At 66.8% G+C, this 14,739-nt stretch carries 12 protein-coding genes and 1 pseudogene; 10 read left to right on the forward strand and 3 right to left on the reverse strand.

Annotated features, from left to right (window positions below; genetic code table 11):
• Window positions 1-163 precede the first annotated feature (163 nt).
• The 7 genes from ACVIJ6_RS04430 (at window position 164) to ACVIJ6_RS04460 (ending at window position 7,597) form a co-directional block, all read left to right on the forward strand.
• A complete protein-coding gene (locus tag ACVIJ6_RS04430; protein ID WP_456771651.1) occupies window positions 164-1,804 on the forward strand; it encodes an ABC transporter substrate-binding protein in 1,641 nt (546 codons plus the stop codon).
• Between the two features lie 266 nt (window positions 1,805-2,070).
• Window positions 2,071-3,090: a tryptophan--tRNA ligase gene (trpS, locus tag ACVIJ6_RS04435; RefSeq protein WP_456771652.1), complete on the forward strand. Its 1,020-nt coding sequence runs from the start codon at window positions 2,071-2,073 to the stop codon at window positions 3,088-3,090.
• A 31-nt stretch (window positions 3,091-3,121) separates the two neighbouring features.
• Window positions 3,122-4,084 (forward strand): AraC family transcriptional regulator, encoded by a 963-nt coding sequence (locus ACVIJ6_RS04440; RefSeq protein ID WP_456771653.1) that lies wholly within the window; start codon window positions 3,122-3,124, stop codon window positions 4,082-4,084.
• A complete protein-coding gene (locus ACVIJ6_RS04445) occupies window positions 4,015-4,305 on the forward strand; it encodes a helix-turn-helix domain-containing protein (RefSeq protein WP_456771654.1) in 291 nt (96 codons plus the stop codon). Before ACVIJ6_RS04440 ends, ACVIJ6_RS04445 begins: the two co-directional genes overlap by 70 nt.
• Before the next feature lie 93 nt (window positions 4,306-4,398).
• Window positions 4,399-5,640 (forward strand): acyltransferase family protein, encoded by a 1,242-nt coding sequence (locus ACVIJ6_RS04450; protein WP_456771655.1) that lies wholly within the window; start codon window positions 4,399-4,401, stop codon window positions 5,638-5,640.
• 160 nt (window positions 5,641-5,800) lie between these two features.
• On the forward strand, window positions 5,801-7,255 hold the full coding sequence (gene hydA / locus ACVIJ6_RS04455; RefSeq protein ID WP_456771656.1) for a dihydropyrimidinase: 1,455 nt from the start codon (window positions 5,801-5,803) through the stop codon (window positions 7,253-7,255).
• 69 nt (window positions 7,256-7,324) lie between these two features.
• Complete coding sequence (locus ACVIJ6_RS04460; RefSeq protein WP_456771657.1) at window positions 7,325-7,597, forward strand: hypothetical protein; 273 nt, start codon at window positions 7,325-7,327, stop codon at window positions 7,595-7,597.
• Between the two features lie 33 nt (window positions 7,598-7,630).
• Here ACVIJ6_RS04460 and galE read toward each other — a convergent pair whose 3' ends face one another.
• On the reverse strand, window positions 7,631-8,626 hold the full coding sequence (gene galE, locus ACVIJ6_RS04465; protein WP_456771658.1) for a UDP-glucose 4-epimerase GalE: 996 nt from the start codon (window positions 8,624-8,626) through the stop codon (window positions 7,631-7,633).
• Window positions 8,627-8,918: 292 nt separating this feature from the next.
• On the opposite strand from galE, the gene ACVIJ6_RS04470 reads away from it, so the two are divergent.
• The 3 genes and pseudogenes from ACVIJ6_RS04470 to ACVIJ6_RS04480 all read left to right on the forward strand — a co-directional run.
• Window positions 8,919-10,052, forward strand: coding sequence for an HlyD family secretion protein (locus ACVIJ6_RS04470; RefSeq protein ID WP_456771659.1), 1,134 nt, complete (start codon window positions 8,919-8,921; stop codon window positions 10,050-10,052).
• Window positions 10,039-11,676, forward strand: coding sequence for an MFS transporter (locus ACVIJ6_RS04475; RefSeq protein WP_456771660.1), 1,638 nt, complete (start codon window positions 10,039-10,041; stop codon window positions 11,674-11,676). Before ACVIJ6_RS04470 ends, ACVIJ6_RS04475 begins: the two co-directional genes overlap by 14 nt.
• A gap of 65 nt (window positions 11,677-11,741) precedes the next feature.
• A pseudogene (locus ACVIJ6_RS04480) lies at window positions 11,742-12,014 on the forward strand (hypothetical protein); the annotation flags it as partial.
• A 494-nt stretch (window positions 12,015-12,508) separates the two neighbouring features.
• Here ACVIJ6_RS04480 and ACVIJ6_RS04485 read toward each other — a convergent pair.
• Window positions 12,509-13,984 (reverse strand): M81 family metallopeptidase, encoded by a 1,476-nt coding sequence (locus ACVIJ6_RS04485; protein ID WP_456771661.1) that lies wholly within the window; start codon window positions 13,982-13,984, stop codon window positions 12,509-12,511.
• A 118-nt stretch (window positions 13,985-14,102) separates the two neighbouring features.
• Window positions 14,103-14,720: a TetR/AcrR family transcriptional regulator gene (locus ACVIJ6_RS04490; RefSeq protein WP_456771662.1), complete on the reverse strand. Its 618-nt coding sequence runs from the start codon at window positions 14,718-14,720 to the stop codon at window positions 14,103-14,105.
• Between the last annotated feature and the right edge of the window lie 19 nt (window positions 14,721-14,739).

The following is a 14,739-nucleotide window of genomic DNA, read 5'->3' on the forward strand; positions in this document are numbered from 1 at the left end:
ACGACGATCAACAACGAGCAGCGATCGGCGATGTGAGCGCGTAGAACATGCGCAACTCAGCGCAGGGCCGCCGCTTCATGGACCTGCAGCATCGGCGATGCGCAGTCCGCGATCCAACAACAAACTCCAGTGACGACAGGACGCACGACCCAAGGGGGATTTCGTGAAACATTTGCACGCGCAGAACAATGACCAGGAAGATCCGCCGTTTCCGTCCGGCTTCGGCGATGCCCGGCCACCCTTGCGCGATCAAGCCTGGCGCAACGAGCACGAGCGACCGCGGCCGTCGGAGTTCATTTCGCGCCTGGGCATGCAGGACGTTCCATCGCCGCCGCGCGAGCGGCGATCCATCGGCTGGATCAGCCTGCTGGCCATTCTGGCCTTCGCCGCAGCCGCCGGCTATGCCGCGACCAAGCTGCCGGCCCATTGGCTCGGGGTGATCACCGCCGACACTCGCGCGGATTCCTCCGTGACCGCTGCGGTCCCGTCGGCGCCCGCCCCACCGCCGCCAGCCGCCGCACCATCGCCGGATGTTCCTGCAACGGCAACGACCGCAAGCGTCGCCCCTGCGCCGGCCGCCGACCCGAACACGCGGCTGCGCGACGAGGACCGTCGGCCCAAATTCGATCCACGGGTGGCCAACGCCGTCCCGGCTCCGCGGGAGGCGGCTGCTCAATCATCGGTGCAGGGCGTCACCGACACCGAGATCCGCTTCGGCATGGCGGCGCCGTTCTCCGGTCCGGCCAGGGAGATGGGCCGTCAGCTCAAGCTGGGTGTCGACCTCGCCTTCGCCCAGACCAATGACGAGGGCGGCGTACATGGCCGGCAGCTCAAGCTCGTCACCGCCGACGACGCCTATGAGCCGAACCGCACGCTGAACGCGATGAAGGAGCTTTACGAGCAGCACAAGGTGTTCGGCTTCGTGGAGAATTATGGCAGTCCGACCGCGCTGATCTCCGTCCCCTACGCGCTCGAACGTCATGCGCTCTATTTCGGCGCCTTCAGCGGTGCGCCCTCGCTGCGGCGCGACCCGCCGGACCGCTACGTCTTCAACTATCGGGCGGGCTATGCCGAGGAAGCCGACGCCATCGTGCATTATCTGGTCAGGAACCGACGCCTGCGTCCGCAGGACATCGGCGTTCTCACCCAGCAGGACGCCTATGGCGATGCCGGCTGGGAAGGCGTCACCAAGGCGATGCGCACGCTGCGCAGCGGCGTCCCTGGCGAAGTGTTTCGGATGAGCTACAACCGCAACACCGTGAATGTCGACGAGGCCATTGCGCAATTGCGCCGGCAGCGCCCGGCCATCAAGGCCGTCGTGCTGATCGCCACCTTCCGCGCGGCGGCAAAGTTCATCGAGAAGACCCGCGACCTGTATCCCGACATGATCTTTGCGACGATCTCGGGCGTGGGCAGCACGGGCCTCGCCAGCGAGCTGATGGTGCTCGGCCCGCATTACGCGGACGGGATCATCTGCACACAGGTCACGCCGGCGGTGGACGGCTACTCCACGCTGACGATGAAATACAAGAACGCACTCGCCAAGTATTTTCCGGGAGAGCCGGCGGACTATTCCTCGCTCGAGGCCTATCTCACCGCGAGCATCCTGATCGAAGGGCTGCGGCGCGCCGGCCCCGCCCTCGATACCGAATCGCTGGTGAACGTGCTGGAGAGCATGCAGAACTACGAACTCGGGCTCGGTCCGAAAGTGAGCTTCGGCCCGTCCGACCATCAGGCTTTGCACAAGGTCTGGGGCACCCAGCTCGACAAGTCCGGCCAGTATCACACCATCGATCTGGATTGAGCGGCAGCCGGCATCGTCAACTGGGAGCGAGCGCGGTGCGTGGTGTGAACCTGTTGCGTTCAGCGTCAGGTTCGGTCATATGGCATGCATGATCAAGGCCGAGAGCATGCACGCGAACACTTGGTGGCGCTCCATCTAGGAGCGGCACGGCCTCGTCATTTGGCAACCGTCGCCGCCGTTCATCGGCCTGCGACGTTGGTCTGCCTCATCAACAGCTCTCGAAAGGTCCGTTTGAACGGCGGTTCTCATTTCCCTGGAGAACCACGATGCATTCCTCATCTTCGGAACGCCCAGTCATCCTGACCGGCGACAGAACCACCGGCCCGCTGCACCTCGGCCATTACGTCGGCTCGCTGCGGAACCGGCTCGCGCTCCAATCCACCCACCAGCAATTCCTGCTGCTGGCGGATGCGCAGGCGCTCACGGACAACGCACATGATCCGGCCAAGGTGAGCCGGAGCATCCTGGAGATCGCGACCGACTATCTCGCCGTCGGCATCGATTCCGATCTCACCACGATCTGTCTGCAGTCGCATCTGCCGGCCCTGGCCGATCTGACGCTGCTCTATATGAACTTCGTCTCGGTCGCGCGGCTCGAACGCAACCCGACGATCAAGGACGAAATCCGGGCGCGCGGCTTCGGCCGCGACATTCCAGCCGGTTTTCTGTGCTATCCCGTCGCCCAAGCAGCCGACATCACCGCCTTCAAGGCGACCATCGTCCCGGTCGGAGACGATCAGGTGCCGCTGATCGAGCAGACCAACGAGATCGTCCGCCGCATCAACCGACAGACCGGCACGGATGTGCTGAAGGAGGCCCGCGCGCTGATCTCGAGCGTCGGACGGCTGCCGGGCGTCGACGGCAAAGCCAAGATGAGCAAGTCGCAGGGCAACACGATTCCGCTCTCCGCCACGGCCGACCAGCTCCGCGAAGCCGTCCGGCGCATGTTCACCGATCCGCAGCATGTCCGGGCTGCAGACCCTGGCCGCATTGAAGGCAATGTCGTGTTCACCTATCTCGACGCATTCGATGCCGATCGTGACGCGGTCGCTGATCTCAAGGCCCGCTACGTCCGCGGCGGGCTTGGCGACAGCGCGGTCAAGAAGCGCCTGGAGGACGTGCTGCAGGACGTCATCGCACCGATCCGCGCGCGCCGGACGGCGCTCGCGCGCGAGCCCGACCATGTCCTTGCGGCCGTCCGGCGCGGCACCGAGCGGGCGCAATCTGTCACGGCGGCAACCTTGCGCGACGTGCGTGCTGCCCTGGGCCTGTTCTCGCTGCATTAGCCGTGCTGGCATTGTCGCCGGCACGCTGAGGATGCAATATGACGAGGCTCAATGGCGGGGCTCGCATCACGTGCACGACATCGGTCTCACGGCGCTGGATCTCGGGCTGCGTGGTGCGGCCAGCGGCCTGTTCACGATGATGGTGCTGGTGTTGATCAGGCTCCGCCCGGCCAATCCCCATGCCCTGCTCGGCCTGGTGATGTCGGCCGGCGGCGCCGGCTTTGCGATCGCGACCGCGCCGTTCATTCCGACCTCCACATTCTGGTGGACCCTGCCGCTGCTGTCGGCGCAGCCGGTCGTGTTCTGGCTATGGGCGCGCGCCGCCTTCGACGACGATTTCGCGCTCCGGCCCTGGCACGGCCTGGTCTGGCTCGCGGTGGTCGCGCTGGGCTTCACGGCCTCGCTGAGCTGGCCGATGTGGCCGGCTGTGACCAAGGCCTGCGCCAAGGGTCTGTCGGTCCTCGCGCTCGTGTTCGCACTGCTCGCCATCCTCCAGACGGTGACGACCTGGCGGGACGATCTGGTCGCGCGACGGCGGCTGCTGCGCATGGCGGTCGTGATCCTGAATCTCGGCTTCATTACCTTCGTCGCGGGACCCGCCCTGCTGCCGGTGCCCGGCGCCGTGCTCGGCGCGGCGGCCAATAGCGGCGGCCTCGGCAGCTTCATCGTCGCATTCACGCTGTGCATCCTGGCGATGCTTGCGAGTTGGAACCTGTTCGGGGCCACCGCGGCGGCGGCGTTGCCGACGCCGGCAGTGGTCGCCGCCAGCGTCGCCGATCCGCCGCTGGACACAGAGCCTGTATCGAGCGAGCGGCCGGCGGTTGCGCCGCTGCTGCTGCGACGGCTCGATCATCTCATGCGGGTGGAGCGCGCATCTATCGGCAGGAGGGACTGTCGATTGGCGGGCTGGCCGCCCAGCTCAACGTGCCTGAATATCGGCTGCGGCAGGCGATCAATGAGGGGCTCAGCCACCGCAACTTCAACGCGTTTCTGAATCGCTACCGGCTCGAAGACGCCAAGGCGGCATTATCTGATCCAGGCCAGCGCGACGTGCCGATCCTGACGATCGCGATCGACGCCGGCTTCCAGTCGATCGGTCCATTCAACCGCGCCTTCAAGGCCGCCACGGCGATGACGCCGAGCGAATTTCGCCGGCAGGCCCTCGTGGCGACGGCCACGGAGACCGAGAATCGCAGAATTCGGCAAGCCGACTGAAGAAATCGGCTGGCCGAATTCTTGATCCGGCACGCCGGACGCAGCCCGCGCAGGCACAGAGCAAGGCATCGCCTCTCCTGCGTTGAGAACCCCATGCCCGCCGCGAACGCTCCCTCCGAACGCCTGCACGCCCTCGATGCCGTCAGAGCTTTTGCCCTCCTGCTCGGCATCATCCTGCATGCCGCGATGTCGTTCCTGCCATCCCCCACGCGATTCTGGTTCATCGAGGACACCCATCAGAGCCTGGTCCTGAGCGCCGTCACCTTCGCCATCCACGTGTTCAGGATGACCACTTTCTTTCTGATGGCCGGCTTGTTCGCCCGCATGAGCTTTCACCGGCGCGGAACGGCGGGGTTCATCAAGGACCGCCTGCTCAGGATCGCGCTGCCGCTGGTGGTGGCATGGCCGATCGTGTTTGCGCCGATGGCCGCGTCGGTGATCTGGGCGGGCCAGTTTCCGCATGGCGGACCGCTGCCCGGCGCGGTCGGCTGGCCGCCGGTCCTGCCGCGCTTTCCGCTGACCCATCTGTGGTTTCTCTACGTGCTGATCGAACTCTATGCCGCCGCGCTGTTGCTGCGCGCCGGCGTGGTCGCCATTGACCGCGCCGGCCGGCTTCGCACGGCCATCGATCGGCTGTTCGCGGCGATCATGGCAAGCCGGCTTGCGCCCGCCATCCTTGCTCTGCCGATCGGGCTGGCGCTCAGCCTGGATCCGAAATGGGTCGGCTGGATCGGGATCCGTACGCCGGACCAATCGCTGATCACCAATGCGCAGGCCTGGATCGCGTATGGCAGCGCCTTCGCCGCCGGCTGGCTGCTGCACCGGCAGATCGGGCTGCTGCGCCAGTTGGAACGGCGCTGCCTGCTCGACACCGCCATGGCGGTTGGCCTGATCGCGCTCAGCTACGGGCTGGCGTTGGCCGTCTCGATGGTCGCGACGCATGTCGTCGCAGCGCCGGTCAGTCTCCCCATGATCAGACTCGCCGGCGCCATCGCCTATGCGCTGGCGATCTGGACGACGAGCTTCGCCGCGATCGGCCTGGCGCTGCGCTTCATGGCCGGCTTCAGCCGCACCCGGCGCTACCTCGCCGACGCATCCTATTGGCTCTATCTCATCCATATGCCGATCGTGATGGCGCTGCAGTTGGCGGTCTCGCAGTTCGACTGGCCGTGGCTGGCCAAATACGCGCTGATCCTGCTGGTTGTGATGCCACCGATGCTGGCGAGCTATCACCTGCTGGTGCGCGACACGCCGGTCGGCCGGGTGCTCAACGGTACGCGGCGGACGGAGGTCGCGCCGGACATGCCGACCGTCGGCGGGCCCGTCACGACCTGAAGGCCACGCTTGCCTTCGTCTGGTCGGGGGAAGAAATCCTGCCTTCCGCCCGTCCTGCCCTGATCAAAATTTGATCAGGGCAGAGTGATGCACCCGCGCTAGTTTCCCGGCGGCGACGCAGCGATGCGGCGCCGAGCGATGGCGAGCGCGGGGGCGAAGCATGTCACTGTTCATCCGCGGCGGCACGGTGGTGAACCACGATCATTCCCGGCGCGCCGATGTCCTGATCCAGGGCGGGAGCATTCTCGCGGTGGGCACCACGATCGAGCCGCCGCTGTCGGCGGAGGTGATCGAGGCCGACGGCTGCTACGTGCTGCCGGGCGGGATCGATCCGCACACCCATCTCGAGCTGCCGTTCATGGGCACGGTGTCGGCGGATGATTTCGAATGGGGCACCAAGGCCGGGCTATCCGGCGGCACCACGATGGTGGTGGATTTCTGCATCCCCGATCCCGGCCAGTCGATGCTCGCGGCCTATCAGGACTGGCGGCGAAAGTCGGAGAAGGCGGCGGCCGACTACGGCTTCCACATGGCCGTGACCTCGTGGTCGAAACAGGTGTTCGACGAGATGGAGACGGTCGTCAGGACCTACGGCATCAACACCTTCAAGCATTTCATGGCCTATAAGGGCGCGCTGATGGTCGACGATGACGAGCTCTATAACTCGTTCGCCCGCTGCGCCGAGCTCGGCGCCATGCCGCTGGTTCATGCCGAGAATGGCGACGTGGTCGCCCGCATGCAGGAGGCGATGCTGGCACGCGGCATCGACGGCCCGGAAGGCCACGCCTTCTCGCGGCCGCCGGAGGTCGAGGGCGAGGCCACCAGCCGAGCCATCATGATCGCCGACATGACCGGCGCGCCGCTTTATGTCGTCCACACCAGCTGCCGGCAGTCGCACGAGGCGATCGCGCGCGCCCGCGCCGCCGGCCAGCGCGTCTATGGTGAGCCGCTGATCCAGCATCTGCTGCTCGACAGCGGCAAATATCGCGTGGCCGATTGGGACCACGCCGCGGCCTGCGTGATGTCGCCGCCATTCCGCGACCGCGCGCATCAGGACAGTCTTTGGGCGGGGCTGCAATCGGGCTCGCTGCAGGTGGTTGCGACCGATCATTGCGCGTTCACCCTGGCGCAGAAGCGGCTCGGCCGCGGCGACTTCCGCAGGATTCCGAACGGCACCGGCGGACTGGAAGATCGCATGCCGCTGCTGTGGACCGCGGGCGTCGGCACCGGCCGGCTGACCAAGGAGGAATTCGTCGCCGTGACCTCGGCGAACATCGCACGCATCCTCAACATCTATCCGCGCAAGGGCGCGGTCATGGCCGGCGCCGACGCGGATCTCGTGGTGTGGGATCCGGCCGCGCACAAGACGATCAGCGCGAGCCGGCAGGTCAGCCGCATCGATTACAACGTGTTCGAAGGCTTCACCTGCACCGGCGGGCCCGCAGTGACGGTTTCAGGCGGCCGCATCGCCTGGCGCGATGGCGAGTTGCGCGCCGAAGCCGGCGACGGCCGCTACGTCGAGCGGCCGGCATTTCCGCCGGTCCATGTCGCCAATTCCACCTGGAAGGAGATCACCGCGCCGCGCGCCGTTGCGCGCGACATGGTCACGCCGTAGCGCCCGCGATCGCGCGCCGGCGCCGCGGCATTTACCGGGCGGAAAGAGTTGCTGACGTTGAATGCGAGCATGGCACAGTTGCGCATGGAAGTTCGCGATTCGGCCGGCACCAACCTGCCGGGCTATGGCGACGCATTCTTCGACCTCAGGCTCCCCGGCGATCATTGCCGCGTGGCGCAGAACCTGCTCCGGATGATTCGCGGCGACGATGTCCGCTCGCCGGTCCACAGCATCCATTTCTTCCGCGATGGCGCCGAGATCGGCCGCTGGTCGGTCGACGACGAGCATGCGGAGATGGGCTTCATGGACCAGCGCGCACACACGCCGCCAGCGGCGGCGTAAGGCCGCGCCAGCCGGCGCTCAGCTCGCAGCCGCTCACACGATGCGCGGATGCGCCTTCTGGTGCCAGGCCCAGGCCGAGCGGATGATATGGCCGAGATCGGATCGGCGGGGTTTGAAGCCGAGCTCCTGCTCGGCGCGACGCGGATCCGCCACCAGGACCGGCGGATCGCCGGGACGGCGCTCGCGATACACCAGCGGCACCTGCTCGCCGGTCTCGTTGCGGATCGCATCGACGATCTCGCGCACCGAATAGCCGCTGCCGGTCCCGAGATTGTAGGCGCCGCCGCGATGCCCCTCCATCAGGCGCCCGATGGCCGCGATATGGGCCGCGGCCAGATCATCGACATGGATGTAGTCGCGCACCGCGGTGCCGTCCGGCGTCTCATAATCGGTGCCGAAGATCGCGAAATCGGGAACATGGCCGAGGATCGCCATCAGCGCGCGCGGAATGAGATGCGTCTCGGGGTCGCGCAGCTCGCCGATCGCGCCTGAAGCATCGGCGCCGCAGGCATTGAAATAGCGCAGGGCAATCGCCGAGAAGCCATAGGCGGCGCGATAGTCCGACAGGATGTGCTCGATCATGTATTTGGAGCGGCCATAGGGATTCACGGTCGGCCCCGCCGCGCTTTCCGGAATCGGCTCGCGCCCGGCATTGCCGTAGACCGCGCCGGTCGAGGAAAACACCAGGCGGGTGCAGCCCGCCTCGCGCATGCCCTGCAGCAGGCCGAGCGTGCCGGCGACGTTGTTGAGGTAATATTTCTGCGGGTCGGCGACCGATTCCCCGACTGCGCTGGACGCCGCGAAATGCATCACCGCCTGGACGTCATATTGGCGAATCGTGCTGGCGACCTTGATGCTGTCGGCGATGTCGCCCACCACCAGCGGCCCCCATTGCACGAAGCTACGGTGCCCCAACGTCAGATTGTCGTAACAGATCGGCGTGAAGCCTGCGTCTGCGACCGCCTTGCTGCAATGAGCCCCGATATAGCCGGCCCCGCCGGCGATCAGGATCGCGCCCTTCGTACCCATAACTCTTTGTATCCTTAATCGAGGCGCGGAAAACCTGCCGGCCCCGCGAAATGCCGGACAGTAGAACAGCCGCTCGCCAGCACCAAGCACAGGTTGCGCGTGTCGTTAATCTGCAAGCCCGGATCGGCTTGATCAAACGTCCAATCGCCCGCCGCGCGCACGGGTTCCAATCGCGCAGGCTAGGATGTTTGAACTTTCCGCGCATGCCTCCCAGCCGCGCGTAAAGGTGGCACGCGGCGCAGAATGGACTACCACTAGCCGGACGAGCATTGGACGGCGCAGGAGGCATGTCGTGAGCGAAACATCGAGCAATGTTGACGCGGCATCGCGCACGGCATCGACGCCACCGTCCTCTGCCGCGCCGACGGCAGGCCTATGGGCGCGTCTGGCCATTCCGCTGCTCGCCGTGATCGTCGCGCTGGCCTTCGTGGCGCTGGCGACCTTGCGCTGGAACGCCTGGACCGGCAACGCCACGACCCAGACCACCAACGACGCCTATGTCAGGGCCGACCTCACCCAGTTGTCGAGCCGCGTCGCCGGCGAAGTGCTCAAGGTCGCGGTCAGCGACTTCCAGCGGGTCAAGGCCGGCGACCTGCTGATTCAGATCGATCCGGCCGATTACGAGGCCCAGGTGTCCCAGGCCGAAGCCACCGTGGAAGCGGCGCAGGCGGCGCTCGACAATCTGAGCAATCAGATCGAGCTGCAATATGCGACGATTGCGCAAGCCGAGGCGCAGCAGGTGTCGGCCGGCGCCGCCGAGGTGCAGGCGCGGCAGGAGGAGGAGCGCCAGCAATCGCTGTCGCAGAGCGAGGCCGGCACCCGGCAGCGGCTGGAGCAGGCAACCGCCGCCTATGCCAAGGCGCAGGCCGACGTCCGCGCGAGCCGCGCGGTGATTGCCGCGCAGCGCCATCAGCTCGAGGTGCTGACGGGCACCAAGAAGCAGCGCGGCGCCGACCTCGCCGGCGCCAAGGCCGCGCTCGCCGCCGCCCGCCTCAAGCTCGGCTATACCAGGATCACCGCGCCGTTCGACGGCGTCGTCGGACAGCGCCAGGTGCAGGCCGGCGACTACGTCAATGTCGGCAGCAGCCTGATCGCGGTGGTTCCGCTGCCGCAGGTCTTCATCGTCGCGAACTACAAGGAGACGCAGCTCACGCATGTGGCGCCGGGCCAGCCGGTCGACATCACTGTCGACACGTTCCCGGGCGAGCAGATGCACGGCCGCGTCGAGCGCATCGCACCGGCCTCCGGCTCGCAATTCGCGCTGCTGCCGCCCGACAACGCGACCGGCAATTTTACCAAGGTCGTGCAGCGCATTCCGGTGCGCATCGCCCTCGATCCGAACCAGCCGCTGCTGACGCGGCTGCTGCCGGGCATGTCGGTCGTGACCCATATCCACACCGCCGGCCGGACCGATGGCGCCAAGTGAGAACGCAGGCGAGACGGACCGCGGGCCGCTGTCGCGCGGCGGCCTCGCGGCGCACCCGTTCTTCGCGGTCGGGGCCGTCCTGCTCGGCTCGTTCCTCGCCAATTTCGACAGCCGGCTGACCTCGGTCGGTCTGCCCGATCTGCGCGGCGCGTTCTCGCTCGGCGTCGACGAAGGCGCCTGGCTGTCGACGGCCGCGATCGGCTCGCAGATCCTGATCGCGCCGGCGGTGGCCTGGCTCGCGACCGTGTTCGGCCTGCGCCGCGTGCTCGGCGTCCCCAGCCTGATCTATGCCGCGCTCTCCCTGATCATCCCGTTCGTGCGCGACTATCCGACCCTGATCGTGCTCGCGATCCTGCACGGCATGCTGCTCGGCACCTTCGTGCCGGCGACCCTGATGATCATCTTCCGCAACCTGCCGATCCGCTGGTGGCTGCCGGCGATCTCGATCTACGCGATCCGCGTCGGTTTCGCGCTGGACACATCGACCTCGCTGGTCGGCTTCTATGTCGAGCATCTCGGCTGGCAGTGGCTGTATTGGCAGGGTGTCGTACTGGCGCCGCTGATGGCGCTGATGGTGTATCTCGGCACACCTGCCGAGCCGGTCAACCGCGCGCTGCTCCGCAACGCCGATTGGGGCGGCATGCTGCTGCTCGGCAGCGCCGTGTCGATGATCTATGCCGGGCTCGACCAGGGCAACCGGCTCGACTGGCTGCAGTCCGGCACCGTGGTGGCGCTGCTCGGCGGCGGCGCCGTGCTGTTTGTGCTGTTTCTCGTCAACGAGGCGCTCTCCCCGCAGCCATGGGCGCATTTCAACGTGCTGTTCTCGCGCAATATCGGCCTGTCGCTGACCGTGATTCTCTTGTACACGCTCACCAGCCTGTCGAACGCCTCGCTGGTCCCCAATTTTCTCGCCACGATCACGCAGCTCCGTCCCGAGCAGAGCGGCTCGCTGCTGCTGATCTACGGCGCGCTGCCGATGATTGTACTGGTGCCGCTGTCGATCTGGATGTTGCGCCATCTCGATCCGCGCATCGTGGTCGTGCTCGGCCTCGGCGCCTTTGCCGCCGCCAATCTGCTCGGCACGCAGCTCACCCATGCCTGGGCACGCGAGGACTTCATCGTGATCGTGCTGTTGCAGTCGTTCGGCCAGGCCTTCACCCTGCTGCCGATCATCATCCTCGCGTTGTCGAACTCCGACCCGGCGCGCGCCACGTCGTTTGCGGCCTACATCCAGATCATGCGGCTCGGCGGCGCCGAGATCGGCGTTGCGCTGATGGGAACCTGGCTAAGGGTGCGCGAGCAGGTGCATTCCGCCTATCTCGGCCTCAACATCCAGAGCGGTGATGTCGACGTCGCCCGCGCGCTGCAGCGGCTGACCGGCTATTTCGCCAGCCACGGGACAGGACAGGCCAAGGCCCGCGCGGTCGGCACCCTTGCCGCGCAGGTTCAGCGCGAGGCCAATGTGCTCGCTTATCTCGATGCGTTCTGGCTTTGCTTCTGGCTGGCGATCGTCGCGCTGGTGCTGACCGCCCTGATCACGCGCGCGCCGCCCGGTCCGTTCTCGCCGACGCCGTTGGGCCTCAGCACGAATTGGCTGCGGCGCTTCCGGGCGAAATTTACATAGGATAGGTTCCGACGCCGGACGTCAGGACGAACTCATCAGTCGCTGTGCCGTAGCCGGCTCGCTGCCGGATGGCAATCGTGGGCGGCATCATGGACGCACCATGGATGCTCGACGAGGCGACCAGTTCGAACGACATCCTCTTCATGGAGCGCACCTCCTCGCAGGTGATCGCCGCGCGCATCGCCGCTGGCCGACAGACTATCTACACCGCCGGCCTCAATTGGCATGTCAGCGCCGAGATCCGTTTCATGGTCGCACGGCAGGCGCGCGCGACGAGCACGGCCAACACCGGCTCGAAGTTCGACGCGGTTGGCTTACGCACCCAGGTTGCGTTCTGAGGTGGCGTTCTGAAGCCGCCTTCTGCTCGTGGCACGACAAGCCCTCGACGACGAAAGGCCCGGCACGCGCCGGGCCTTGGCGTTTACGAATGGCGGGCCGCAGCCATCATGGCAGCGCATGCGTCCACTGGATGTGGTGGGCGCCCGCCTCGACGTACGACATCTGGCCGTGAACGAAACCGGTAGCGTGAGTCGCGGCCGATTCGGACGCGGTTCGTTCCGGCCGCGTTCCGAACGTTAACGTCACAATCCGCAGCGTCGCAGTATGGGACATGGAGCCATGCGAGCTGCGGCAGGCCGTCTTAACCCTTCGGCGACCGGGCCAGACGCAGCTTTCCATCGCAACGTCTGGATATCGTAGGTCGCAACTGCATGCCGCGACATCTAGCCGTGAACAAACGCCATACCGTGATGCGCAGCCGATTCGGACGCGGTTCGTTCCAGCCGCGTTCCGGACGTTAACATAACGATAGGCCGCGTCGCACTCTGGGACATCATGCGCGCGATGGTTGCGGCAGCTCATCGAGCGGCCATTTCGGACGCTTGATCTTCCGGTACGGCAACGTCGTCACGTCGCGCGCGACCACGCCGGGCGCATCGACCATGATGATGTCGGCCGCGATCGGCGCAAAGGCGGCGCGGAAATGCTGCGCGGACTTCACCACGACGAGCTTGCGCGTCGCCGGATCGCAGCCGAGCTGCGTAAAGAAGTCTCGGCCGAAGGCCTGGCAGCGGAACGTCGTGATCACGACCTCGACGTCAGCGGTCGCGATCAGCGCGCAATCGCCGAGCTTGGCGGGCGTGCCGGCCAGCCCCGTCATCACCATGTTCTCCTTCAGCGCCTTGATCTCCCAGGTCGCATCGACGGGATCGCCCGACAGCGGGCCGATCTTGCCGCCGATGCGCAGCGGCAGTCTTGCGCCGACGCCGGCATCGAAGGCGATGCGCACCGCGATCGGGTCCCACATCGGGCCGATGCAGACGTTCTCGATCTTCCGTTCGAGCACGCGGCGCAGGATGAAGGTGGAATCGCCCGGCGCGCCGCCGCCGGGATTGTCGCTGGCATCGCCGAGCACGATGGTGCCGTCTTTGGCCAAGGCCTGGTCGAGCGCGGCGTCGACGCCAGGCATGCGTTCGGTGACGGCCTCGCGCATGCCGATCAGCTCGTCGGCGAGCTTCCGTGCCAGCGCCTGCGCCCTCGCGCCATCGGGATCGACGGCGGCATCGCTATAGACCAGCACCTTGGTGCCCATCGCGGGCGTGTCGCCCCAGCCGAAGCCGTGCACGATCGACACCGAGACGATGCCGTCCTGGCCTTCCAGCGCGGTGATGCGGTCGACGAAGCTGCGCACCGGCTCGCGGGTCGTGTGCAGGGTCACGATCATGTCGGTGTCGACCAGCGCGGATCGCAGCTTGAGCCGCTTCTCGGCCAGCTCGGTGCAATGCTTCACCAGGTCCTGCGCGCGCTCGAGGATGTCGGTGTGCGGATATTCCTTCCAGCAGATCAGGAGATCCGCGCTCGTGACCATCAGCTCGCTCATATGGACGTGCGGATCGAGCGTGGCGCCGATCACGACGTCGGGCCCTGTGATCTCGCGTATGCGCGCCAGCAGCTCGCCCTCGCAATCATCAGTGCCGTCCGCGATCATCGCCCCGTGCAGGCCGATTAGCGCCATGTCGATGGGCAGCGCCGCCTTGAGATCGGCGAGGATCTGGTCGCGCAAGGTCTCGAACGCCGCGCGGGTGACGAGCCCGTTCGGCACGGCGGCCGCCACGAGGCCCTCGATCAGCGTCCAGCCTTTCGATGGCCCGACCTGCCGCGCCGCCCAGAGCGGCCCGCCATGCATCTGCATCTTGTCCGGATGCTGCCCCGCCGGGAAATACGCGCGCTCGTCGAAGGTCGCGAGCCCCGTCGGCATCGGCGCAAAAGTGTTGGTCTCGGTGGCAAGGGCGGCGGAGAAGACACGCATGAAGAATGGCTCTTGGTTCGCGCAATGACGATGAATGCGGCCGCAGGGGATCGCATCGCGTCCAGGAGCACAAGACAGCGCGACGGCAGAGCGCCCGTCGCCCAGCGCATGAGATCAATCAGTTCGCGGCGATGGGGGCCCGGACCGACTGATCTTCCACCGATCTGATCGCCACGGTGGCCACCTGCGCCAACGCCTCGCGGTCGGCGCCGGAGGAAGCCATCACGCTCATGCCGGTGATGACCGCGGAGACGTAGCGGGCGAGCGCGGCGGGGTTGGCGGCTTCGGCCAGATCGCCTTCGTCCTTCGCCCGTTCGAAGCGGTGCCGGAGCTGCTCCTCGGTCTGGGCGCGGCGCGCAGCGAGCTCGAACGGCACGTTCGCCGAGCCGGAGCCGCAGGCGAGGCCGCCCTGCACAAGCAGGCAGCCGGGCGGATTGGACGGATCGGTCTGCTTCTCGGCTACGCCCATCAGCATCCGCGCGGTGACCTCGCGGGCGGTCGGCGCACTCAGCACCTCCTCCATCCAGGCCTCGCGGCGCGCGGTGTAGCGATCGAGCGCGGCCTTGAGCAGAGCCTCCTTGCTGCCGAACGCGGCATAGAGGCTCGGCGGGTTGATGCCCATGGCGTCGGTGAGCTGGGCGATGGTCGCGCCCTCATAGCCATGCCGCCAGAACACCTCCATCGCCTGGTCCAGCGCGGTGTCACGATCGAATGTCCTGGGACGTCCGATGGCCATTTGCAAAACTCCTGTTCCC

Source organism: Bradyrhizobium sp. USDA 4369 (genome assembly GCF_054056435.1).